Annotated in this window: 19 protein-coding genes; 6 read left to right on the forward strand and 13 right to left on the reverse strand. The window is 40.0% G+C overall.

The window, feature by feature from the left end; translation table 11 throughout:
- The coding region (locus PENNN9_RS04575) for a TetR/AcrR family transcriptional regulator (RefSeq protein WP_156410072.1) at positions 1 to 357 on the reverse strand (357 nt) is incomplete at its 3' end.
- A 388-nt stretch (positions 358 to 745) separates the two neighbouring features.
- On the opposite strand from PENNN9_RS04575, the gene PENNN9_RS04580 reads away from it, so the two are divergent.
- A complete protein-coding gene (locus PENNN9_RS04580) occupies positions 746 to 2,236 on the forward strand; it encodes an aldehyde dehydrogenase family protein (protein WP_058368548.1) in 1,491 nt (496 codons plus the stop codon).
- Positions 2,237 to 2,338: 102 nt separating this feature from the next.
- Here the strand turns inward: PENNN9_RS04580 and PENNN9_RS04585 are convergent, their stop codons facing one another.
- Positions 2,339 to 2,569, reverse strand: coding sequence for a hypothetical protein (locus PENNN9_RS04585; RefSeq protein WP_058368549.1), 231 nt, complete (start codon positions 2,567 to 2,569; stop codon positions 2,339 to 2,341).
- 174 nt (positions 2,570 to 2,743) lie between these two features.
- Between PENNN9_RS04585 and PENNN9_RS04590 the strand changes: the two genes are divergently transcribed.
- Positions 2,744 to 3,997, forward strand: coding sequence for an NnrS family protein (locus tag PENNN9_RS04590; protein ID WP_058368563.1), 1,254 nt, complete (start codon positions 2,744 to 2,746; stop codon positions 3,995 to 3,997).
- Positions 3,998 to 4,225: 228 nt separating this feature from the next.
- Positions 4,226 to 4,732: an Rrf2 family transcriptional regulator gene (locus PENNN9_RS04595; RefSeq protein ID WP_058368550.1), complete on the forward strand. Its 507-nt coding sequence runs from the start codon at positions 4,226 to 4,228 to the stop codon at positions 4,730 to 4,732.
- Between the two features lie 147 nt (positions 4,733 to 4,879).
- On the opposite strand, the gene PENNN9_RS04600 is transcribed toward PENNN9_RS04595, so the two are convergent.
- From PENNN9_RS04600 to PENNN9_RS13550, 4 genes are all read right to left on the reverse strand, one after another.
- Positions 4,880 to 5,710: a carbonic anhydrase gene (locus tag PENNN9_RS04600; protein WP_058368551.1), complete on the reverse strand. Its 831-nt coding sequence runs from the start codon at positions 5,708 to 5,710 to the stop codon at positions 4,880 to 4,882.
- A 90-nt stretch (positions 5,711 to 5,800) separates the two neighbouring features.
- On the reverse strand, positions 5,801 to 6,547 hold the full coding sequence (locus PENNN9_RS04605) for a hypothetical protein (protein WP_058368552.1): 747 nt from the start codon (positions 6,545 to 6,547) through the stop codon (positions 5,801 to 5,803).
- An 82-nt stretch (positions 6,548 to 6,629) separates the two neighbouring features.
- Positions 6,630 to 7,040: a hypothetical protein gene (locus PENNN9_RS13545; protein WP_319822888.1), complete on the reverse strand. Its 411-nt coding sequence runs from the start codon at positions 7,038 to 7,040 to the stop codon at positions 6,630 to 6,632.
- A gap of 4 nt (positions 7,041 to 7,044) precedes the next feature.
- Positions 7,045 to 7,374 (reverse strand): hypothetical protein, encoded by a 330-nt coding sequence (locus PENNN9_RS13550; protein ID WP_319822889.1) that lies wholly within the window; start codon positions 7,372 to 7,374, stop codon positions 7,045 to 7,047.
- Between the two features lie 315 nt (positions 7,375 to 7,689).
- Between PENNN9_RS13550 and PENNN9_RS04615 the strand changes: the two genes are divergently transcribed.
- Positions 7,690 to 8,757, forward strand: coding sequence for a hypothetical protein (locus PENNN9_RS04615; protein WP_058368553.1), 1,068 nt, complete (start codon positions 7,690 to 7,692; stop codon positions 8,755 to 8,757).
- A gap of 424 nt (positions 8,758 to 9,181) precedes the next feature.
- Here PENNN9_RS04615 and PENNN9_RS04620 read toward each other — a convergent pair whose 3' ends face one another.
- The 7 genes from PENNN9_RS04620 to surE all read right to left on the reverse strand — a co-directional run bounded on the left by PENNN9_RS04620 (position 9,182) and on the right by surE (position 21,091).
- Positions 9,182 to 9,781, reverse strand: coding sequence for a hypothetical protein (locus PENNN9_RS04620; RefSeq protein ID WP_058368554.1), 600 nt, complete (start codon positions 9,779 to 9,781; stop codon positions 9,182 to 9,184).
- A gap of 57 nt (positions 9,782 to 9,838) precedes the next feature.
- Positions 9,839 to 11,053: a hypothetical protein gene (locus PENNN9_RS04625; protein ID WP_156410073.1), complete on the reverse strand. Its 1,215-nt coding sequence runs from the start codon at positions 11,051 to 11,053 to the stop codon at positions 9,839 to 9,841.
- Positions 11,050 to 13,563 carry a LysM peptidoglycan-binding domain-containing protein gene (locus PENNN9_RS04630; RefSeq protein WP_058368556.1) on the reverse strand — a complete coding sequence of 838 codons (2,514 nt, stop codon included), beginning with the start codon at positions 13,561 to 13,563 and terminating at the stop codon, positions 11,050 to 11,052. The genes PENNN9_RS04625 and PENNN9_RS04630 overlap by 4 nt, the downstream gene beginning before the upstream one ends.
- Positions 13,563 to 16,553 carry a contractile injection system protein, VgrG/Pvc8 family gene (locus PENNN9_RS04635; protein WP_058368557.1) on the reverse strand — a complete coding sequence of 997 codons (2,991 nt, stop codon included), beginning with the start codon at positions 16,551 to 16,553 and terminating at the stop codon, positions 13,563 to 13,565. Before PENNN9_RS04635 ends, PENNN9_RS04630 begins: the two co-directional genes overlap by 1 nt.
- Before the next feature lie 181 nt (positions 16,554 to 16,734).
- Complete coding sequence (locus PENNN9_RS04640; RefSeq protein ID WP_058368558.1) at positions 16,735 to 18,921, reverse strand: ATP-dependent helicase; 2,187 nt, start codon at positions 18,919 to 18,921, stop codon at positions 16,735 to 16,737.
- 287 nt (positions 18,922 to 19,208) lie between these two features.
- Positions 19,209 to 19,988, reverse strand: coding sequence for a LysM peptidoglycan-binding domain-containing M23 family metallopeptidase (locus PENNN9_RS04645; protein ID WP_058368559.1), 780 nt, complete (start codon positions 19,986 to 19,988; stop codon positions 19,209 to 19,211).
- Positions 19,989 to 20,197: 209 nt separating this feature from the next.
- Entirely contained in the window at positions 20,198 to 21,091 is an 894-nt protein-coding gene (surE, locus tag PENNN9_RS04650) for a 5'/3'-nucleotidase SurE (RefSeq protein ID WP_058368560.1), read from the reverse strand.
- Positions 21,092 to 21,774: 683 nt separating this feature from the next.
- On the opposite strand from surE, the gene PENNN9_RS04655 reads away from it, so the two are divergent.
- Together PENNN9_RS04655 and PENNN9_RS04660 are read left to right on the forward strand one after the other, a co-directional pair.
- Complete coding sequence (locus tag PENNN9_RS04655; protein ID WP_058368561.1) at positions 21,775 to 22,212, forward strand: MCR_0457 family protein; 438 nt, start codon at positions 21,775 to 21,777, stop codon at positions 22,210 to 22,212.
- Between the two features lie 421 nt (positions 22,213 to 22,633).
- The gene (locus tag PENNN9_RS04660) at positions 22,634 to 23,800 is read left to right on the forward strand and encodes a D-alanyl-D-alanine carboxypeptidase family protein (protein WP_058368562.1); all 1,167 of its coding nucleotides are present in this window, start codon (positions 22,634 to 22,636) and stop codon (positions 23,798 to 23,800) included.
- The last annotated feature ends 72 nt before the right edge of the window (positions 23,801 to 23,872 follow it).

Genomic DNA, 23,872 nt, shown 5'->3' on the forward strand with positions numbered 1-23,872 from the left:
CAAGCATTTTTCATGATCACAGCCATTTTGCTGGGTGTCATACCAGCTTTGAAAGTAATCATAAAGCTTTTGCTGCGCGCTGATGTCTTGTGCGCCAATAGTCTCAAGACGTTTCTTATACTTGGTAAAGTAATGATTGATAATAGCTTCACCAAACGCTTCTTTTGAAGCGAAGTAATGGTAAAAAGACCCTTTAGGGACGCCTGCCGTGTCTAGTATCTGCTTGATACCGACAGCAGTAAAGCCCTTCTGCGCAATCAGTTGGTAGCCTATCGCTAGGAGGTGAGCCCTAGTATCTAATGGAGCAATATTTGATGGTTCAATATTTGATGGTGTAGCAGTTTTAGTAATAGACATAAAAGTTATGTTCTCCTTAGAACACTATTCTTTAGTTTTATAATTATATTAGTATAAGAATTTTGAAATAAGATATCAGGTCATAGCGCTTAAAAACATTGCGTAGTGCCATGTAGTGCTATATTACATGAGTATAATTTTATAAAAGTTACGTTTTATCAACAATGTTTAAAGCTGAAGCAGTCTTGTTTCGTTTAACTTCTATGTTACCATTAGACCAGTCGTCTAGCAAGCTTAGCTTCTGACTCAATAGCTTTATCATCTATATAAGGTATATAGTCTAGAATCTTGCTAGCGCTTTTTTATGATTTTCGCAAAATATTTTATAAAGAATAATTTGAATTAACATCACACTAATAATTATCACAACTAATTAAGGATAGTAGTTATGACAACCAATAATACTGATAGCAATAACAACGCTTATAGCGACTTTCATTTGCAGTATATTGCAGGTGAGTGGCAGAGCGGACAAGATGACAGCATCAATACTGATATCAATCCATATAATGGCGACACGCTGGTCGAGATTAAACAGGCTACCAGTAAGCAGCTTGATGAAGCCTATCAAGCGGCAAATGCGGCACAAAAAGAATGGGCGCAAAAGACACCAGCTGAGCGTGCCAGTTTAATGTATAACGTCGTCAATATTTTAGATCAGCGTCAAGATGAAATAGTCGATTGGCTCATCAAAGAGTCGGGCAGTACGCGCATTAAAGCAATGGTCGAGTTCGGTAGTGCGCGTGCGATCACGCTTGAAGCTGCTACTTTTCCTAACCGCATGCATGGTGAGATTCGTCCATCGAATACGCCAGGCAAAGAGAACTTTGTCTACCGTGAGCCAATCGGGGTCGTAGCGGTTATTAGCCCATGGAACTTTCCGTTACACCTTACCCAGCGCTCTATTGCACCAGCGCTCGCACTTGGTAATGCGGTCGTACTTAAACCTGCCAGTGACACACCTATTACGGGGGGCTTATTGCTCGCCAAAATATTTGAAGAAGCGGGTCTGCCAAAAGGATTACTCAACGTCGTCGTTGGTGCTGGTAGTGAGATTGGTGATGCTATCGTCACGCATGATATTGCAAGTTTTGTCTCATTTACTGGTTCGACCTCAGTCGGCAAGCATATTGGCGAGCTGGCCAACGGTGGCGATTACCTCAAACAGGTCGCGCTTGAGCTGGGCGGTAACAGTCCATTTGTGGTATTAAAAGATGCTGATATCGAGCAAGCGGTAAAAGCGGCAGCCTTTGGTAAGTTTTTGCATCAAGGTCAAATCTGTATCGCTATCAATCGTATTATCGTTGAAGACGAGATTTATGATGAATTTGTAGAGCGTTTCTTAGTGCACGTCAAGACTTTAAATGTTGGTGATCCAAGTAAACAGGACACAGCAGTCGGTCCAATTATCAATGAAAAACAAGTCAAATCACTGAAAGAAAAAATCGCTAAAGCACAAAAAGAAGGTGCCAACATGATTTTGAGTGGTGAGATTAAAGGTCAAGTAGTGCCGCCGCACATTTTTACCGAAGTGACTCGCGAGATGGATTTATCGTGTAATGAAGTATTTGGACCAGTGGTCGGTATCATCCGTGCTAAAGATGAAGACGATGCATTGTCGATCGCCAACGCTTCTATGTATGGTTTGTCTAGTGCTGTATTTACATCGGACATGCAAAAAGGTCTGCGTTTTGCCCGCGGTATCAGAGCTGGCATGACTCATATTAATGATATCTCAGTCAACGATGAGAGTAATGTACCGTTTGGCGGTGAGAAAAACTCAGGTATTGGCCGCTTCAATGGTGAATGGATACTCGAAGAGTTTACCAGAACGCATTGGATATCAGTACAGAACGAACCACGTCAGTATCCATTTTAATAGCATTAGGTCTCATTGAGACAGATGAAAAAGACCGCTCCAATAGCGGTCTTTTTGTGCGAGTCTTGCATCTAAACATCAGTCATCTTATATATGGCAGTGCTAATGAGAATGAAAACCTAGCAGAGCGCCAATCTCTTCGACAGTCATATTCCTGACGAGTGCTTGCTCTTCTACTGATAAGCGATTGGTATGTTCTTTTATCATCGTATGAATGCTACGAGAGATCTCAGAGGTCGTCGCATAATACATTTGTGGCTGCTCTTTTGTAAGGATCATCAAAAACTTATTGACGATTTTGCGCTTTTCTTCCGGTGCATTTTCTTCAGTCATAGTATTCTCCTAGAAGTGAACCATTTAAGCAGTCAAGCTTATGACAGTCAATGCTAGGAGTGTAATGTCCATGATGAAGGAGCATTAATGTTCATAGCTATTCATTGTATAATTTATAAGATTCATATAGTATGAATCTTATAAATATTTTTTTATATGACTGAGAAAGTAGTTATGCAATCTATCAATTTGCCTAGTAAGCCGCCAAGCTCTCCGCACTCTATTCTGAATTTAAGCTTTCGCATATTTTTTAGTGGTGCGGCATTGTTCGCTATCATAACGATGGCGTTATGGGCATTTGTATTTACCGGTCATACTGACATAGAGGCACAGGAGCTAAACCCACTATATTGGCACGGTCATGAGATGATTTATGGTTATGCCTTGGCAGTGGTGGCGGGGTTTTTGTTGACAGCGGTAAAGACTTGGACAGGAGTGATGATGCCACATGGCTATAAGCTACTGGCTATTTTTACTTGCTGGCTTTTGGCACGACTTAGCTGGTTTGCTTTTGGTTTTGGAATGACGGTTGCGGGTAGTAGTGTACCGTTATTACATGCTGCTGCAATTTTTGATTTATTGTTTATCGGCTCGATGGCTTTTGTTATTTTTCGAGCAGTATTGCAAGTCAAGCAATATAAGCAGATGGGTATATTGGCAAAGCTGGCTTTATTAACTTTAGGCAACGGATTGTGTTATTGGGGTATTATCAATGCTGATATGAGTACGACTAAAATAGGTATTTACTTAGGTTTTTACTTAATTATCGGCTTGGTATTGACCATTGGCAGGCGCGTTGTACCATTCTTTATTGAACGTGGTCTTAGCATAACAAATTCTGAGGGCATTAGAGAAACGGTGAATTTGCGTAATAACAAAGTACAAGATGTCGCCAGTCTGTTATTTTTTTTAGCTTTTTTTATCGTTGATTTGTTTTATCCTAATAAGTACTTGCTTAGCATTACAGCGCTTGGGGTAGCAGTAGTCAATATCGTGCGCCTAATTGGTTGGTATCATCACGGTATTTGGCAAAAGCCCTTATTATGGTCGCTATATATTGCGTTTATGGGCATGTGTCTAAGTTTCTTGTTGTACGCGCTGCAACCATGGTTAGGTTACGCCCACAGTATTGCTATGCATGGGTTAGCTATTACAGGTGTTGGGATGATGACGGTCGCGATGATGACGCGGGTCTCACTTGGACATACAGGGCGCAGTATTCATAAGCCGCCTAAGACCGTAAATATTATGTATGTCTTGATGGTATTGGTATTTGTTAGTCGAGTATTATTACCGCTCGCTGATATGAATCATTATCTGCTATGGGTTATGATCGCTCAGGGTGCATGGATTGCCTGCTTCGTACTATTCTGTATCAGCTATCTACCGATGCTCGTACGTCCTAGACCTGATGGTTTATTTGGGTAAAGAAATGTGGAGGTTAAAGGTTCACCAAGAAGGTCTAATTAATAATTTTAGGACAATCAAGGTTTAGATATATTTAGTCAATTTCAAAACCGGTACAGTAGCACAGCGATAGTAGGCTATCGACTTTATTTTGAACTGACTATAGCTAAGACTGATTTAGATAAATTCTTGAAATGTGATTTTGAGAGAAAGTTTTAAGTAATTTAAATTAAATAGGGACGTAAATTTATGCGACTGACCAATTATAGTGATTATGCACTGCGTTCGCTGATTTATCTAGCAGTAAGACCAGAACCTGAGATGCTAGCAAATATTAGTGATATTGCAGACAGCTATCATATTTCTAAAAGTCATTTGACCAAGATTATTCATCAATTGGGCCAGCTTGGCTATATAGAGAGTGTGCGCGGCAAAAATGGCGGTATTCGTCTGGCTTATGAGCCAAAAGACATAAATTTGGGTGTGTTGATCAAACAGATAGAGCCTGACTTTGATTTGGTGGAGTGCTTTGCTACAGTGAGAAGTAATAGTCAAAAGCCTCGCTCAGAAGGCTTACCGATTACCTTTATTAGCGAAGAAGACAATAAAGCTATAGGTTGTGTGATTACACCAGCTTGTCAACTTAAAGGCATATTTTTTGAAGCGCTAACAGCATTTATTACCGTTCTTGAAAAATATACCTTGGCAGATGTTATTGATAATAAAGAGGAGCTAAGTCAGTTTTTATTTTCATAGAAGCGAGATAGAAAAGATATAAAAACGATAAAAGGGCTCAAAACCAGCGACACTAGATCGCAACTTTTGAGCCCAAATCTTAAGCATCCAAATTTATCATTCTTTGAACCATAAATAATTAAATTAGTAATTAAAATTAATGACTAATTAGTGATTAAGCTGCTCTACCTTACGCGAGCCTTGTGGCTGAATAGGGCGGTTATTGCCTTCATACAGATCAGACATAATCGCAAACTGATCACTAGCGAGGGTTAGTGGTTTTTTACTGACAAACCATTGTACTTCTTCTGAACATGGCGGCGTCGTGAGCGAACCATCATAATGATAGAAGGTAGGCATGATCGGTGCTAAAGCAGACAAGTCTACGCCATTAGCCGTGTATTCATCATCGTTTTGAGTGGTCAGCTCAGTACCATTTAGTAACACCCGTAGCGCGTCATTGGCCTCACCAATTTGCAGCATGACACCCACTACAGCAAGATTGCCTTCGCTATTAGCGTGCACAAAATGGATCTCGCCAGGATAGCTCTGACTGCCGAATTGATGCTCGCTTGGGGTATGGTAATGAAACTGCTTGAGCACATAGCGTTCGTTCTCTACCATAATAGCGTTGTCTTCGGTCGTTGGCGTATAGACGACTGTATGTCCATTGTCATGAATGCGAATGTTGGTCGATTGAGCATAGTTAATGACGGGCGCAGCTGAGCTACTGGCAGTCACTTCTTTGATATTAATAGGTGATTGCTGTTTACCAATCTTGCAAGCACTAGCGCCTTCGACATCACTCCAATACTCGGGACCTGTATTACCTTCGTATGACCACTTAGGATGATGGACACCACCATTGCCTTGCGGTGTCACTACGGTCACATTGGCATCAGTAGGCTGATCTGTCAAAGCCTGCTGATTAGAGGTACAAGCAGAAAAACCTAAAGCGCTTACTGCCAGCACAGCAGTCGCTAAATAATGACGATTCATATTACAGTCCTTTTTATAGTCAAAATGTCCATGTTACCGTTAATTCAAAAGTGAATGAACGATAAGGTATGTCTGTTAAAGCTTAAAAAATTAAGACTTCTCAAGCTTAGGGCGTGCTTTTTCAATCGCTTTTAATAATGCCTTCTCAAACCCACCAACTTCAAATGTGATCAAGCTTGAGTGGGCAGCACAGAAATTATGGGTATCGCGCCATTTATGCGCAAGCTCAGTTGCCCAGTCGCAATATTGTTTGCCAGCGTCTGGCTCATCTTTAAGCGCTTGCTTGGTTGTAGGATGTAAGAGGAGCTCAGGTAATACCGCCTCAAGCACCTTTGCTGGTGGGCTCATAAAAGTATCATCTACATGCAAACTTCTGCTGGCAGGATGGTAAGCCAATAACGAGCCTGCATGAATTTTCTCATTAGGAGAGATATAGTAGATGCCTTGAGATAAAGAAAATTTGAGCTCCGGATAGCGTTCGGCTACTGCATTGCTCTCTACTAAGTCATCTGCCCATGGTATTTGGGGTACTTGTTTATGATGACGGCTACTTCCATAAAATTCGGCTAGCGGAAAATCTTTTGCCATTTGGACGCAATGTACGGTATGAAAAGGATGAAGGTTCAACACAGCTTCGACATCTTGGCCGTCATTGGTCAATGCCATAACTTGATCTCGTACATCACCAGTCAGCTCGTAACTGTCCAAAAAGACAAACTTGCCTGACTCTAACCGTACGAGCGAGCACTGGGTACCTATGTCAAGTACACCGCCTAGACGAAAAGATCCACGTATGTTCCAAAAACCTGCGCCTAAATTGTAAATTTTATCTGCCATGAACAATATTCCTTAATAATGGATGATTTATAAAAATATTAAATTAAAAGGTCAAATTAAAAAGTTGAGGAGTTAAATTATACTATGCTTCAAGCTCAGGACGCGCTCTATCGATAGCAGAGAGTAGAGCTGCCTCAAATCTGCCTTCTTCAAACTTGACCAAACCTGAATGCGCGCCACAAAAATTGCGTACGTCACGCCACTTATGCGCCAGCTGAGTTGCCCAATCGCAATACTCTTTACCCGCATTAAGCTCATCTTTAAGTGCTTTTAGAGTTGTTGGATGTAAGCCTAAGTCAGCTTGCATGGTATTAATCAACTTTGAAGGTGGAATCTCAAAAGTATCATCAACATAGATGCTGAGACTGGCTGGATGGAATACTAGAAGTGAGCTAGCATGAACACTTGCATCAGGTGCGATATAGTGAATACCTTTAGGTAAAGAAAATTCAAGCTCGGGATAACGTTCAGCGACAGCGTCACTTTCGACCAAATCATCACTCCATTTTACATTCGGGACTTGCTTTGGGATGGCGGCTGCTGCCGTAAAAGATCGCTTGCGGAAAGTCTTTTGCCATCTGCTCACAATGAACAGTATGAAAGGGATGAACGTTCAGCACCGCTTCGACATCTTGGCCGTCATTGGTTAATCCCATTACTTGAGCGCGTACGCCATCTGTCAGAGTGTAACTGTCTAAGAAAATAAAACGACTAGATGAGAGTTTTACCAGTGCGCACTGAACACCTATGTCTAGTATGCCGTTTTTGATAAATGAGCCTCTGATACTCCAAAATCCTGCCCCTAAATCATAAATCTTATCTTCCATTGTTATTATTTCCTGTTGATTAATAAATGCTCAAGTCATTATTTAGACAAGAATCCCATGACTGCCGTCACAGTTTTTCAGAGATTATGAACTCAAGGTTTGCCAAAGTCTGTTATAAAAGGGAAGTGGAATGTATAGATAGTTTAAATTAGCACCAGCTAAGCAACTATAGTAGAACATAGTAGAGTTATAACAATGAACAAACGGTTTTAAAGAGTTTAAAAATTATGTATTGAAACATTTGGTAGGCAATACTTGACAGTATGTACTAGCAATTGGTATAAAGCATCTACCTAAACGAATATAGACAGACAAATGCCTACATCATCAGACTCAAACCTTAAGCAGATATATGTTAAAGATTATCGCTCTCCGCAAGCGGCGATAGACTATGCTAAGTCTATCGGTGGCGCTCGGATTATATTCCCTAATGGCGACTATCCTTGTAGTTTGGTGATAGATAGTCCGAATATTGAGCTCTTTAGTGATGGTAATACCATTTTACGTGCAAAAACACCTTCTACTGTCGTCGATGTAAAGACAGGCGGAGTAAACTTCGTCTTAGATGGATTCGACATACGAGGTCAGACCTTGCGAGATGAGCTTACCTCTAACAGAAATGGCACGCACAAAAACACCAAAGCTCTGCACTGTATACGCATTCAAGAGCGGGGTGCTCGTCTCAAAAATTTTAAGACAAGCGGAGCAAGGTATGATGGTCTTTACCTAAAGTATGATGGTCAGATTGATTTTGAAGCTCAGGACTTCTTAATTGGATCAACGGCAAGAAATCCAGTAACTATCGTTGCAGGACAAGGGTTTCGGTTTACACGTGGTAAAGTTAGTATTGATAATAGGTTTACATCAAAACAAGGTAAACTGATAAGCGGTCTGTATTTATTTGACTGTGAACCCAACAATATCAACGATAAATATCGTGGTATTAAGTTTACAAACGTGATCTTTGAAAACGCGGGTACAGGTTATGGCAATAATCAGGTTATATTTCAAGACACCAACATAGGCAATTCAAACGATTTGGGCGTGTATTTTGAAGACTGTCAATTTATTAAAGCGGGCGCAGCGACAGGCTCTGCTTATGTACGCCTAAAAGCTGACACAAAGTTAAAGGAATTTAGCAATATTCACTTTAAGAGTACGCGCCATCAGTTTAGAGCAATGGCAATTGCAGGAGGTCGTGAGGTATTGCTCAAAAACTCAACGTTTGAAAATATGATTATTGACGAGCAAAATTTAACATTTGCCATCCGATTGTCGACTGGCTGTAAGGTCGTAAATATAAAAACAACCGCAAACAAGCCTGTGAAGTTGCTTTTGGATAAGAAAAGTAATGTCAAAGTTATAAATGTCGCAGGATATTAAAATCATGACATTGGATCATTCGTCATTGCTTGAAATAAAATGTAATCAATTTTATGCAAAATAGCTTTTATATAATTGATTTATTGCAATGCTAATCCGTTTTACGAAAAATAAGACAATCGTAATTGTCTGAATAATAAATATGGTCTATTTGAGCTGCTATATCGATTATCTAATAAGGTAGATGGTAGTTATATAGTCAGCTGAATGTAAAACTGTTATGGATTTAAACGCGCTACTGGTATAAATTTTACTTGCGTGCTGTGTCATTGCAGCCAGAGGCTGCGCAACCCATGTTTTAAAAGAAAGCATCCCAGCAGCACTGTATCGATTTTATAGTGATTAAACTATATATTGAGTTAGATTGTTTAATTAAATGAGGACATGCATATTTCAAAAATCACTTATATGAAGTTAAATTGAACTAATAAGCGTTGCAAGGACTATGGTCATCAATATAGTTAGTTACCGTTATTATGCTAATAGTATAAGGATCGCTATCTGAAACATGAAAAGTAAATGCATTACCTTGGTTGTCAGATTGAGTTGTATAAGACTTAGTTGTTACATAGTAACTTTCATCGCCCATATTACTTGTTGACTCATGATATTCAACCTCAGGATGACTAAGCATAAGTTTAGATACTTTATCACCTACTTTGAAACCTTTATCAGTTTGATAATTGGAGCTAAAGAAATCGATTGAAATCAATTTATCTTTTAGAAAAGTCAATTGTAAATCTGAGTTACTACCGTCTGTATAGCATTCATTGGTAGATCGTTTTAGTTTTAGATGAGTACCTAGTTTAGATTCAATACCTTCAATAGTATCGAGTAGAGTAAAGTTTTTAGTACCACTCGCGGTAATAATTTTATCGCTGACAGTATCGGTTCTAATAGGTTTTACATCACTACTTTTCTTGAAATTACTTTGCACTTCTGTTGCTTTAATATCACCTAAATCATTATTGTTTATTTTTTCAGCACAAGATGCTAATAATAAGGTTAAAAAGATAGGTAACATTAATAATCTTATAAGCATATATACACTCTTAACTTTCTACTAATTAAAACTTACCCATTAACCACAGCCTTCAAGATAACGAATATGTGGATTATAGTTAAGGCTCATGCTTGATACTTCTCCATTTACAGTATCATAGCGCATGCCTATCTTTTTAGAACTATTAGTCCAATATATAAAAATAGGATCATCAGTATGTGGACTATCCAATGTTTCGTCAGGCTGCTTGTTGTGTAGATTCATTACCGTTTCAACAGTATCTCCAATTTTGACACCCGTATATGATGTAAAACTATCAAAATTGATAGTACCACTTTTAGAGACACTGACACCAGTTAACAGATTATCAAAAAACTGAAAAGATAGTGAGTATTGATGATCTGGATACAGATTAGAGTTTGCGAGGAAACAGTTATCAACACCTTCTAACTGACTCTCAAATTCAGTAAATTCATTCGGTTTAAACTTTTGTCCTAGAGAAATATTACTAATACCATCTTTATTTAGAGCATATTTTTTTTGATCGGATTTAACCAGCTGAATACCTTCTGATGTATCTTTTATTTTACTACTAGTCAGTTCTTTGGGCGGTGAGTTGGAATGGTCGTTTTCTTCAATATCTTTAAGACGTAACCAACCTGTTTTTGAACCCTTTAGATAAGAAGTTTGTATCCAATCATCTCTAGTAGATAGTACCTCAATCTCATCACCCTCAATAAAATATGAAGAAGTCTTGCTGTTAAGATCTGGTTTTTTATAGATAAAAGCTTTATCTATGCTAACTATATAAGTTAAATATCTCTTATTCGGTAGAGTGTCACATTCTAATCCAGAATTGAATGAATATGTTGTGGTTTGACCTTTTGCGTCTGTCAATTCTAAATTTCTAATGAAATTTTGAGACATTAAAGTTGCTGTGTATCCTCGATTATTCTTATATATACGAGTGAATTCATGAGGACGACCTTCAATTGTTTCTACCTCATTGATACTTTCTAGGGTGAACGTGCTGTAATCATTTATTTCTAATTCTTCAAGATCATTTTTATAGTAAATACTTATTGACTTACTATTGTCCATTAGACATAGTAATTTCTTTTTAGGTGATTCTTGAGAATGGATTGTTGAATTTATATCTTGATAATTAATTGAAGGAGATAGGTTGTTACTAGAAGACGAATTATCATTAACTGAAGAGTCAGTTGAGATATTACAGCCTGCGCTTACCAATAAAGTAGACATTATTATAATCAAGAGTTTATTTATCTTCATAACTTACTTACCCTTTGTTTGGCATAATTTACAGCATTATCATAAGTCCACCCATAACGTTTGTTGCTCTTTCCAAAGCTACCTTTTTTATTTGCCAGTTTTATAAATTTAGTATACCCCTCTTTTGAAACTACTGAATTTTTCGTGACGCCGTTTTTATTTTTAGTAGGGTCATGCCATAAACCCCATCCGAAGCTCTCACCAATCATTTCTGTAACTATACTATCAGGAAAGTTAAAAGTAGTTAATTGATTAGGGCTAATAGAATTTAAGTTTGCACAAGATTTTAAATTAAGACTTTCAACTCCACGTTCAAAGTACTTTACTCGATCATTAAAGCCATTGAAGCCACCATTTACTATTGCACTAATGCCAATAATGTCATTTTTATCAGCTAACTCATTTAAGTCTTTCCATTTAAATTTAGTCCAAAACCATCCAGCTGAATCAATAGAGTAAGGCAACTGTGCCATTTTAACGTTATTTGAACCTAAAAAATTAACTTTCACATATTTTCCGTAGGATTCATAAGCGCCCTTTAATGATATTTGGATATACCCCCTTCCTTTATAACCTCCATAATGAGCATCTGTTGCACCTTGTTCTTCATTATATAGAAATTCAGCAGACTCGTGCGCTAATTGGGCTATGAAATGAGCTTTACGTAAGCAAGTATTTATATTGTATTGTTTTAAAGTTTTATTCAAATGAGGTAGAATATTCTCTAAGGTAGACTTTGCTCTTACTGTACATATTTTTCTTAACTGATCTAATGTGAGGTCGGTGTTGCATGAACATATACCTGTTTTACTTTCAGGGACTCTAGAGATAACATCGATATCTTTGATATTTGCAACTAGTCCTTGAAGGTGAAGATGATTATCATGCCCTCGATAAGGTCCACAATGTGGTAAAATGTAACTCTTGTTGATATCTGCTTTAGGATTAGTAAAGTAAACACTTAACATCTTCACTATCGAACCATCAGCTCTTTTTCTTTTACCCCAACCAAACTCATGAAAAATATTAACAAGTCTTACATTTCTCTCATGATCGTATTGAGAGTCATAACTACGATTGTCTAATATCATCTCTAAAGCTTTTTTATCTTTTCTAAGATATCTTACATCAATGCATTTACCATTAGTATGACTACTACTAGGGCCAGGACTTCCGTCAATTTTACTGGCTCCGTTAAAAGAGATATCATCATACCCTAATTTACATAGTGCTCCTAAAAATGTAGCCATTGCAACCCCAGACAAATAATAGCGTTGATAATCTTTAGAATTCATAAATATATTATAGCCAACATTGCCCTTTCTATATTTTGATAACCTTTTCTCTTTTTCTGCTACTGATAATTCTTCGCTATTATCATTAATTTTACTACCGCCAAATTTACTACTTTTTTCATCTCCACCAATGTTGACTAAATAAACATTGCCACCTCCTCCGTAGCTTTTTATTTTCAAATATTCCGTCTTTCCTAGGTAATGCTTACCGCCATTTTCATCATAATAAATAAATGCAGCATACCCAACAGCTTGTTTGTTAGCACGTTCTATACGTCCATCGAAATAAATATGATAAACAGTCGTATCACTGTCATAGGTAACTTGTTCGGTAGGGTTACCCTTTTGATTATTGCCAGTTTCTTTCTTCACATCTAATTTAGGTTCATCAACTTTACCCTTATTGTGGGGAGGATTGGTATTAGATGGTATAGTATCCTCCTTATCATCAAATACTTTATCATATAGCTTCTCACTCGCATCAGAGATACTCTCTACCGCATCAATAGTCTCATCTATTATTTTTTGTTGACCTTGTTTAAGTGATTCTTCTACTCTGTCAATCATAGCGTCTGCTTTATCAACAGTACTTTTAACGCCATCCAAAACATTATCATACCAAGGCTTATCTGAATCGCTTTTAGGGTCTAACGTAGCTGGCTTAGTTGGTTTTGATTTAGAAAGGGATTCTTCCGTAGTTTCTTTACTAACGTCACCTATTTGAGCAGGAACCTTGAGCCAATCACCTTCATAAATTTTATGAATGCTTTGTATCTTTGGATTTAGGCGTTTTAACTGTGCAACATTCGTATTATATTTCTTAGCGATACCTTTTAAAGTATCACCTTTAACCACCTGATAATCTTTGCGTTTAATACTACCAGGGCTTTCGCCATGTTTTTCTAGTTTTGAGTCAATTAAAATAGCACTAACTCTTGCTCTCATTTTAAGTTTGTTTTTCTCTGTTAAAGGCAACGGTAAGCAGACAATCTTTTGAAAGTCTTTTTTTCCTATTTTGACATATAGACAGATATTAGTATTTACTGGTTTAACAAATTCGTAAGTTGCGCCTTTACTATTAGTCTTACCTTTGACCAAATGATGCTCTTTTTCATTGGCAATTGTTGTAACCTTGTATTCAATATTCTTTAAAAGCTTGCTATTTGCATCGAGTAGTATGAATCCTGCCGTGATTTTCTTTTGACTGTTTGGCATTATTCTTCATCCTCTAAAAAATCAATATCTTCTTCTGGTGCTTCACAAGCGCATTCATCATCTGAGTATTCAAATTCAACATTTTCAGTGACTTCACACTCCTCGTCTTCCGTGTCAATCTCTATACTCCAGTTATCTAGATATCCTACTAACACTTTAGCTCCTTTAGACTCCATAGACATCAATCTATCAGTCCGTCCGTGTTCATCTAATACTCCTTCAACGATTTGACCATCATCCATCTTAGCAACATAACTAACCTCACTAAAATCGGCATGATAAAACAAGTCATAAACATCGAGCTTATTACTAAACAGCGGAATGGTCTCAGGCATCATCGGTACAGAATAATTCGCCCTAGCCCCACTCACTAACGCCTTCTTAACAGCCTTAATCTTAATCACCCCCGGACACACCAGCTTAATCCCGCTCTCATCAATGGTCAGTGACGCCCCCGCGCTGGTCTGCAGCTTAATACGTTTAGGACTTGCGATATTTACCTGACCCAACTCACTACCGATGGTCATGGATTGTTGGCTGTGCAATTGCAGCTCACCGCCTTGCGCTTGTATCGCTAGCGGTTTTGTGTTGGCACTGATATGTAGACCCGATAGCTGAGCTTGACCACCCACCCCTGCTAATGACTCAATACGATCTGCCGTCAGCATATAGTTACCTGCCACCACATCCGACTGGGTACTACCGGATTGGCGTACGATGGTCTTTGCAGTCCATAGGGTATTGCTACTTGATGCCAGAATACTGTCTTTGCTCACCATCATTACATCGGGCGCACCGAGGACTTCGGTTTGTAGCGTATCATCGATGACCTGCGCTGCTGTTTTGAAAGCGTCTATCGATTGATTAGCGGTCTTCATGGCTTTCGTCGATTGCAAGTGTGCTTGCTTGGCATCGAGAAAGGTCTCATTCAGCTCAGCACCGAGTTTTAACTGTCGTTGTCCTGCATCATTCACCCAAGCCGACTCGTGCTCGCTTTGCATGTGTCTGATACCAAAGGTGGAGAGCAAGACTCCGCTATCCGCTGTGGCTTGTAGTCCATGGTCAGTGGCGAGGTTAATCCCCTGTCCACTATTGCTGGATTGATGGTTGCTAAAACGATGACGGAGCACGCCTAATTCAAGCACATGCTCATCAGGAGCAAAGGTGGCTTTGTCTGTTGTCGTTGGGTTTTGCGCGTTGGCACGACTAGCAGTGTTGACCGACCACTGCATGCCGATCTGGTTCGGGCTGTCATCAAAACTTAGTGTAACCTCAGAGTCAGAGGTCAGTCCGTATTGAGAAATACCAGAAATCCAGCCACTATGAGTATCATCCTCACAGATTTGCGAGTGTCCAAGGCCACCACCATGCCATCTTGGCGAGGATCCGCCTTGTAGGTTATGTCTGTTGGATAGTCCGGCATCACGGGTAGTGATGTCATTGTCGTCACTATCGCCCATGCCGATCCCGTCATAGAGGGCGCGGCTGATCACGGGGCTGTCGATATCGCCATACCAGTAGTTTAAAAGGACGGATTGTCCGAGTCTTGGGGCAAACTGCCAACCGTGAGTGGCACCTGAGGACAGTTGTAGTGCTCTTAGTGGCGGGGTTACCCCATCATCATGTGGGCTGATACCTGCGGACACGGGGGTAGAGATGGTGCGCTGCAGACCGTCATCGGTCACTTGTGAAGCGTAGCTTGGCGCCCTTGAGGCAGACTGATCACCGGTACGGGCTTGGGTGACACCAGTATAGGTGCTGCTGACAAAGGACTGCAAGCTTGGATAAGGACAGTATGGAATAGCAGAGTCTAATAGTGTGGCGGATACCCAGATGCCGGTGTCTTGTGCGATATCGTAGCCATGCTCAGGTATGGCGCTAAGTGTTGTTTGCGCTGTTTGCGTTGTTTGCTTAGTGGTACGCGTAAGCCAGTCTTTTATCAGCACTTGGTTGTGGTAGGAGACGCTATCACTGTTAGGTTCGATACCGACGATCGTCATGCTGGTACAGTACGTAGATAAATAGCCAATAGAAGGTAAGTTGTTGATGCTAACCCTGCTACCGATACTTATGCCACGCATGGCACCTGTAGCACTATAGTATTCTCTATTGCAGCCATTGGCGCGTACCCATTGCTCAGCTAAGCGGGTAGCAGATTCATCGCTATATACTCGAGATGGTGCCCCTAATAAGACAGCAGTATCATCTAGTGCCAGCTGAGAGTCGTCATCTGCCACGCCTTCATAGATAGTATCAGTAGCGAGTCCATCCGCTCGTACCACCACGGTGCGAGTGCCTAACTGCTTGGCGATCATCTGTAGCTCGTCAACAGAGTCTGTACCAGACTGTACTGAAGACTTCTCGTAGCGATAGTCAAGTGGTGATAATTCATTCTCGTCTAGCGCACTGACTAAAGACCAATAGCCCAGCTCATCTATTGAGTCACCTGATACCCAATAGGTGGTGACCCCAATATCAGCAAGCAAGCTGGTAATAAAGTCATAATCGCTGACATCAGACTGGATACGCATAGCGAGCTGTGTGGTTAGTGGCTCTGATGAGAGTAGTTGCTCTGAGAGCTGCCAGTCAAAATCGTAATCGCTAAGGATGCTGGTGATGATATCTAGGGTGGATTGATGGGTAAAGCTGCGGGTATGGATGGACTGGGTCAATTGCCAGTCAGGAGTGACGATATTAAGGGTGTAAAAGTACATGGCCCCATCTGAGCGATGGTAGCGCACGGCTTGAATGAGTCCACAGCGACAAGTAGGCTCTCGAGCTGCAGATAGCGTGGTTAAACAGACGGGGGTGCTGATTAAGGATAAACAAGCGTTTGAATCTAAAAAGTCATAACTGAACACAAGTATATGACTAATGGCGCTTTGATTGAGGCTACTTGTCCAAAAAAAGGCACTTGGATAAAGGGATGTGGTTGCTAAAATGTCACTGCCAACGCTGAGTTGGTGCAGACGTGCAGTTTGTGAGGGCATAAGTAAAGTCTCATCATTGCTACAGTAAGAGCAAAACTAACAGTTTATCAACAAAAGTTATTAAACTGTCCAATGAGAAAAGTATAGAGAGTACTGAAATATTGTCAAGTATTAGTATTGAAGGGATACTTGTATATTTCATTTTTAGAATAAAAACTAAATGCCTTAAAGCTTTTAACAATCACCACCACACGGGATCATCACTCGCCAGCATCTCTAACGACTTCCTAGAGCGCTTAACCTCCACCTCATCAGACGATAACTCAGCGATAAATCGTGACGGCTTGTCAAAATACCCTGAATAACTGGCAAAATAATCTGGAGCAGTCAGGTACAATCTGCTCTTAGCACGACTACAAGCCACATAGAATAATTTACGCTCCTCTTCTAGCTCCTCAAAGTCAGACAAAGAGCGATGGTGCGGCGTAATACCATCGACTAATGAGTTGACAAAGACTACTGGCCACTCTAGCCCTTTGGCACTATGAATGGTCGAAATCGTCACTTTGTCTTTGTCATCTTCTTCTGGTTGACTGGTCGACGCTACTGAGTCATTGGGTGGATCGAGCGCCAGATTTTCTAAAAAATTATCAAGGCTGCTGTACTCTGTCGCTAAGTTTTTAAGTACCCGAAAGTCTTCATTGCGCTCACGCCAGTTTTCCTCTAACGTTTTTAGAATAGGGACATAAAACTCTACAACATGTTCAATGATAGTCTCGACTGATTCTGCTTGACTTGCCTTAGTTAAAGTATGATATAAAGGCTCAAGTTGCTCACTTTTTTTGGCAAACTTTGTCGTGAGTAAGGGATCAAATGAATTATTATCGGCATTAATCGCTTGGGTCAACCGAGTCGCGGTGACTGCCCCTACACCTTTAAACAAGGTTAAAATACGATGCCATGCAATGGTGTCATTTGGGTTATAGAGTATTTTGACAAAAGCCAATACGTCCTTGACATGCCGTCTCTCAATAAATTTAATACCACCTACCACGATAAATGGAATGCGGCGCTCCATAAACTCTAACTGTACATAATTGGACTGAAAAGAGGTGCGGCAAAGTACCGCAAAATCGTTGTAATCGTGATCTGGTTTTAGCTCTATGATTTTATCAGCGATATATTTGGCCTCGCGGGTTTCATCACTTAAACGACTAAACACTGGTTTGTCACCTGTTATGCTCGCATTCGAATAGAGCTGCTTTTGATATCCCAAGGTAATTTGCGCGGACAAGGCATTGATATAATTTAAAACAGCAGGCGTACTGCGATAGTTTTGCTCCAGCTTAATGAGCTTGGCTTCGGGATAAGTCTCACCGAACAGTAGAATATTTTCATAGTTTGCGCCGCGAAACGCATAAATACTTTGATTGTCATCACCGACCACCATCAGTGATACCGATTCAGGCTCACAAATCAAATCTATCAGCTGTTTTTGCGGAATATTGGTATCTTGATATTCATCAACCATGATGTAACGATATTGACTTTGTAGCATTTGGCGAAAGGTAACGTTGGTCTTTAAATGGCGTACGACTTGGCTAATGATGTCATCAAAATCGTAGAGATGATTGGCACGCTTGTACTCATGAAAGTCAATTGCTAATTGCTCAATAATGGGAATATGTACGGCGATATCAGGATAATTACTTTCGATTAAGTCGCGGATATGAATGCGTTTATTTCTAGAAGTGGAGATGATGTTTTGTAAGGTCTTTTTACGGGGAAAGGCTTGGCTTTCGGCTTGCGCAGGATACTTTTTTTCTTTATGAATTAAATCGATGGCATCCTCGCTATCGCCTGTGTCCAAGATAGTAAACCGTGGATTGATACCGAGCAGTCCTGAGTATTGACGCAATAGCATATTGCAGAATGAATGAAAAGTGCCACTGGTGATATCGTTTAGCATCTTACTGGTCGGTAGTCTGTCTTTTGCCAAGTCATCGTCTGATAACGTATCAGCTAATAAGACTTTAGCGCGACTTTTTATCTCATTTGCCGCTTTACGGGTAAAAGTCAGTAGCAAGATACTTTTGGGGTTCACGCTATTTTCTAGCAGATAGCTTGTGCGATAGGTTAACGTTTTGGTTTTACCAGAGCCAGCACCAGCGATGACCAACACCTTTCCTTCAATAGTAGTGGCTGCAAGCAGTTGGTTTGGATTTAGCTCACTGACATAGTCCACTTTTAATTCCAAATCACTACTCAATCTTTGATTTAGCAGCTCAATACTTGCATCGTTATTAGCATCTATTAGATTTGCCTCGAGCTTTTTAATCGCTTTTTGCAGACGCGTAAGCTTAGGTTGTATCTCCTCAAAATTCTGCGGATATGTATAGCTTTGCGTGTCAAAAATCGTAGTAGTCATTATAAAATATGGCCTTAAATTTCGGTCAAAAGCGTAGTAGTCATTATAAAAATATGGCCTTAAATTTCGGTCAAAAGCTGTCTAGACAAAAAAACAAGCTTGATTAACAGGTTATCTCTAAAGCATTTCGACACTCTATAAAAAAACCTATCACCACTTTTCATAAGGCTTTGCAACGATATGAAAAGTAGTGACAGGTTATAAGTATACGGTAGCTCTTAATTTGCTTCTTTTTAACTTAGGCTAAATAACACCTAGGCTAAACAGCAGCTTAGTTGAATAACGCCTTAGCGTCCTAAAACGGCACGCGGATCTATAGGGTTACCATTTAGGCGTACTTGAAACTGTAGTGCTACTTGATTGGTCTGGCCACTACTACCCATACTAGCAATACGTTGGCCACGCTGTACCGCTTCGCCTTCTCTAACCAGTAGTTGGCTATTATGCGCATAAGCGGTAATGTAATCACCACTATGACGAATCATAATAAGATTACCATACTCGGTTAGCCCATCACCCGCGTATAGTACCGTTCCACTTTGACTGGCAAGTACTGGATCACCTTCTCTACCGGCAAACCACATGCCCATGTTGCCAGATGCAGCATCAAAATTACGAAGGACTTGATTACGACTAGGATACTCGTAGCCAGCGGTCGAATTGGCAGTTACTTCATAAACAGGTGCCGAGCCTGTCGTAGGCGGCGGTGTCGTAGGCGTAGTGGCAACGTTATAGTTGTTGTTACTAGCAGGACGTGTGGGCGCGCTTTGTTCACCATGCCAAAGCTTGAGCCATTGGCCACTATAGATAGTATACTTGCTATCAAGGCCGTTCAGCGCTCCGATTTGACGATAATTTAAGCGATAACGTGAAGCAATCTGGCTAACCGTATCGCCACGTTTTACAAGATGATAGTTGGGGACACCTTGACTATTGGTAATAATTTTAGGGGCTGGTCGTGCAGAATTTTGATAGGTCGGCTTAGTGGCGCAGCCTGTTATCGCAACTGCCAGCGTTCCGACTAAAGCAGCAGTCGCTAACTGTGACCCAGAAATAAGCTTCTTCATACAAGGTTTCCTATTCTTTATAGTGCTCACGTTCTTTATAGTACTCACAATATAGTGCTCACGTTTATCGTGTTGTTATCTTTACCGTTTATAGAGTTGTACCGCCGCTATTATAACCATAATAAGACTCTATTTATAGAATACGACTCTATTTATAAAAGCAGCTAAAAGCAGCCTCTGTTTCATCAAACCTCAATCCTAATGATAAATTATAATGCTAAAGCCGAAAACTTATTGAGCGTAGACGCTGGTGTATGATGCAAGCGTACGGGGGATAAGCTGATATAACCTGCTGCTACCGCCTTATCATCTGTATAAATATTTATGTCATTACTGTCTGCTCTCGGTTGACCTTCAAGCTTAGGATTGTCACTGACACAATCATTCACAGAGCTATCAATAGACGTATTAATAGAAGCGTCCACATACTCTTTGGTCGGCAGATTCTGGCATTTTTTCAAACACAACCAATAAGCATCACGGCCACGTGGATCGACCATATGATATACGGGCTTTTCTATTAGGCTATGTCCCAGACGCGTGATTTTGCGTCCCATAATACCCTCAGCCGTATCTACGTTTGGAATATTAATATTAAGCACATGATACGGCAAACGTTTGAGCTCCTCCAATATAGGCGTTTTGGTCAATATTTTGACGATCTCGTTTGCTGCCATTTGATAGTGGCTGGTTTGATCCTGTCCATTGCCTTTAATCCTATGACCCACCAATGAAGTTGCAATCGCTGGGACGCCAAAGAGCTGAGCGGTCAACGCGGCACCAAAGGTACCCGAAAACAAGACGTCTTGCCCTAAGTTTGCGCCTGAATTAATACCCGTGATGACGCAATCGAATTGAGTATCAGGATAAAGCTCATGGAGCGCAAGGTAGACACAGTCTGCAGGTGAGCCATTAACCGCAATAAACCCTGATGGCAAGACATGAGGATACAAGGGCTGAGAAATATGAAGCGAGCTGGCACTGCCGCTCTGCTCTTCATTGGGTGCAACAACTATAACTTCTCCGATTTGGCAAAGGGCTTGGTATAACGCCAACAATCCTGGCGCGTGTATTCCATCATCATTACTGATTAAAAACTTCATGGCAGCTCAATATAGTTATAACTTATTTTTTGGCAACAGACTTAAGTATTATCACTGATTACTATTGACTTATAGCCAGCTATCTCATAGATATTAGCAATTAAAAACATGTAGCATAAACCGATATCTTGATGTAAGAGACGACTTTTGTGTAACACCGCTTAACAAATAAATCAAAATATAGAAAGTGAAAAATGAAAAACATGTAATGACATATCAGGGTCTAAAATAGATTTATCGGTTCGCAGTAGTGGCAATAAGTAAGCCTACATTTATCGGACTACTATACGACATGGAAAAAGATTATACCTCAACCAAGCATAGTCATAAACAAACCTCTCACTTACTGTCTTAAAATCAAGTATAATCAAATAGTTGAGACTATACTCGCAAAAGCTTGTTCATGCGTTTAATCTTATAAAATTCGCTTTTATGAATGTATGCACCAACACCAGTTGGTTATCTTTTGGCCTATTTTTTCGTTACAATAGGCAACAACGAACAACAATAGACTGTTATCTATTAAGGCTTATGTAACTTAGGGACAGATGCTACTGATATGTTGCTATCAATCGACCTTAGGTCACAATATATCTACACATAAGTCAATATTTTATGTGACTTTTATTTTTTTTCCCATTACCATAACACCATTAAATAATGTAAAGCGAGTGTGATACCGAATGAAGAATCAATCGATATTATCTATAACGACAAGAATAGTTTTAAAATCAGCTTCAAAGATTGGCATTATTGGGTTAATAGCCTCTGCTTCAATGTTAGCTCAAACGTCCAATGCAGCTAGTAATAATGTATCTACCATTCCTCTGGATATGTCTGGCGTTAGTATTACTAAACATGAAATTGCTGTTATGCAAGTACTGTCTGAAATTTGTCCACCGATGCTAAACAAAAGACAAAGACAACGTTTTTATAAATCTTATAATATACAATTGCATGAGCTTATGCCGTCTTTAGAAGATCCGAAGGCTGCTATACAGTACTTATCAACGCAACAAGATTATCGTCAAATTTTGCAAAGTATTCGTAGCTGGACGCTTGGGTTCTCCAAACAAGACAACAAAGCCTTATGCGAAGACTTAGCAAATGCACAATACTAACTGCTAACTGCGCGCAAAATAAAATACTCTGACTAAGCGCTTAACTATCTAAGTATAAAAGTGTTAACCAATAGCTAATACGCCTTGCATGATGATTTGTATAAACCAAGCTTGCTCCTTTCACTTTAAAAATTAATCGTGAGAGGAGTAAGCTTTTTGCGCTAACCTACTACTTAAATAGTCTCTCTTTTATTCCAGTTAAATCCTATAGTATGGACTTGACGGCCTTGCCATACGCTGTTTTTTTCGGCTACCCTCCTCTATATTGCTAATATCTTTTTTATCGTATTTATTGTTTCCCCATTGGTTAGCATTTTGCTAAGATAAGGCCTTAATTTTATGTCAATCGTCATCTTCAAATACTTTTATAAGTATGAATGGCGATAGATACATTGGGTTTCATGATGTGGTGTAACAATCTATGACAGTAAAGCGTGTAAAACAACAGCTGGTACAAGTAGTCGTTGGTGTCAGCTTATCTTTGAGTGCAATCATTGCTAATGCTGCTATTCAACCTCCAGAGATGGACAATACCGCCTACGTATTAATGGACTATAATACTGGTGAGATATTAGCGCAAAAAAATGCCAACCAGCCTCTTCCTCCAGCTTCATTAACCAAAATGATGACCAGTTACATCATCGAGCAACGTCTAAGCTCAGGTGATTTGACCGAAGATGAACAAGTGCTAATGAGCAAGAATGCATGGTGTCGCGGTAGTAGCAGCCAATCTTGTATGTATGTGCCAGTAAATAAAACTGCTAGTGTCATCGATATGCTACGCGGTATCATTATTCAATCAGGCAATGATGCCTCAAAAGCAATGGCTGAACATATTGCAGGTAGCGAAAGCTCATTTGCGATATTAATGAACGAGCAAGCCAAAAAGCTTGGCATGGATAATACGCATTTTGTGAATGCAACAGGCATGCCTGATGAAGGTCACCAAGCTTCAGCACTTGATTTGGCAAAGCTTGCTCGCGCCATTATAAAAAATAGTGGTGAATACTATGATATCTATGCTGAAAAAGAGTTTACCTATAATGGTATCACTCAAGGCAATCGTAACGCGCTACTGGCTACAGATCCTACAGTAGATGGTCTAAAAACTGGACATACTGATGCAGCAGGCTACTGCTTGGTTGCCTCTAGTAATCGTGATGATATGCGCCTAATATCTGTAATTATGGGGACCGAAAGTCCACAAGCACGTGCAGATCAGTCGCGCGAGCTTCTTAATTGGGGCTTCGGTCATTTCACTACGGTGACAAAAGCGCCGTCCAATCAGTTTGTCAGTAAGCTGCCAGTATGGTTTGGTGAGGCAGATGAGGTAGAGCTGGCAACAGGCGATACCCTACAAGTTTTAACCACTAAAACACAAAAAAATAAGATTACTACAGTCGTCGATATCCCTGAAAGTATAGAAGCCCCTATCAAAAAAGGACAAAAGATTGGCAAAATGCTAGCCGTCATTGATGGCAAGGCTGTAGCCTCCGTACCTATTATAGCCACCACTGACATCGAACAATCAGGCTTTATGAGCCGGATGTGGCAGCATGTTGTACGCTGGGCGCAGAACCTATTTTAAACTTATTAGAATAGTAGCCGCTCCATTGTCTTAAATAAGCTGATAAATAAAAAAGACGCTATTGATTAGCGT

This window comes from Psychrobacter sp. ENNN9_III, assembly GCF_001462175.1.
Lineage (GTDB): Bacteria > Pseudomonadota > Gammaproteobacteria > Pseudomonadales > Moraxellaceae > Psychrobacter.

What these genes read in the sequence shown, in the direction of transcription:
- PENNN9_RS04580 (WP_058368548.1), top strand. Translation starts at nt 746, where the DNA reads ATGACAACCAATAATACTGATAGCAATAACAACGCTTATAGCGACTTT.
- PENNN9_RS04585 (WP_058368549.1), bottom strand. Translation starts at nt 2,569, where the DNA reads ATGACTGAAGAAAATGCACCGGAAGAAAAGCGCAAAATCGTCAATAAG.
- PENNN9_RS04590 (WP_058368563.1), top strand. Translation starts at nt 2,744, where the DNA reads ATGCAATCTATCAATTTGCCTAGTAAGCCGCCAAGCTCTCCGCACTCT.
- PENNN9_RS04595 (WP_058368550.1), top strand. Translation starts at nt 4,226, where the DNA reads ATGCGACTGACCAATTATAGTGATTATGCACTGCGTTCGCTGATTTAT.
- PENNN9_RS04600 (WP_058368551.1), bottom strand. Translation starts at nt 5,710, where the DNA reads ATGAATCGTCATTATTTAGCGACTGCTGTGCTGGCAGTAAGCGCTTTA.
- PENNN9_RS04605 (WP_058368552.1), bottom strand. Translation starts at nt 6,547, where the DNA reads ATGGCAGATAAAATTTACAATTTAGGCGCAGGTTTTTGGAACATACGT.
- PENNN9_RS13550 (WP_319822889.1), bottom strand. Translation starts at nt 7,374, where the DNA reads ATGGAAGATAAGATTTATGATTTAGGGGCAGGATTTTGGAGTATCAGA.
- PENNN9_RS04615 (WP_058368553.1), top strand. Translation starts at nt 7,690, where the DNA reads ATGCCTACATCATCAGACTCAAACCTTAAGCAGATATATGTTAAAGAT.
- PENNN9_RS04620 (WP_058368554.1), bottom strand. Translation starts at nt 9,781, where the DNA reads ATGTTACCTATCTTTTTAACCTTATTATTAGCATCTTGTGCTGAAAAA.
- PENNN9_RS04625 (WP_156410073.1), bottom strand. Translation starts at nt 11,053, where the DNA reads ATGAAGATAAATAAACTCTTGATTATAATAATGTCTACTTTATTGGTA.
- PENNN9_RS04630 (WP_058368556.1), bottom strand. Translation starts at nt 13,563, where the DNA reads ATGCCAAACAGTCAAAAGAAAATCACGGCAGGATTCATACTACTCGAT.
- PENNN9_RS04635 (WP_058368557.1), bottom strand. Translation starts at nt 16,553, where the DNA reads ATGCCCTCACAAACTGCACGTCTGCACCAACTCAGCGTTGGCAGTGAC.
- PENNN9_RS04640 (WP_058368558.1), bottom strand. Translation starts at nt 18,921, where the DNA reads ATGACTACTACGATTTTTGACACGCAAAGCTATACATATCCGCAGAAT.
- PENNN9_RS04645 (WP_058368559.1), bottom strand. Translation starts at nt 19,988, where the DNA reads ATGAAGAAGCTTATTTCTGGGTCACAGTTAGCGACTGCTGCTTTAGTC.
- surE (WP_058368560.1), bottom strand. Translation starts at nt 21,091, where the DNA reads ATGAAGTTTTTAATCAGTAATGATGATGGAATACACGCGCCAGGATTG.
- PENNN9_RS04655 (WP_058368561.1), top strand. Translation starts at nt 21,775, where the DNA reads ATGAAGAATCAATCGATATTATCTATAACGACAAGAATAGTTTTAAAA.
- PENNN9_RS04660 (WP_058368562.1), top strand. Translation starts at nt 22,634, where the DNA reads ATGACAGTAAAGCGTGTAAAACAACAGCTGGTACAAGTAGTCGTTGGT.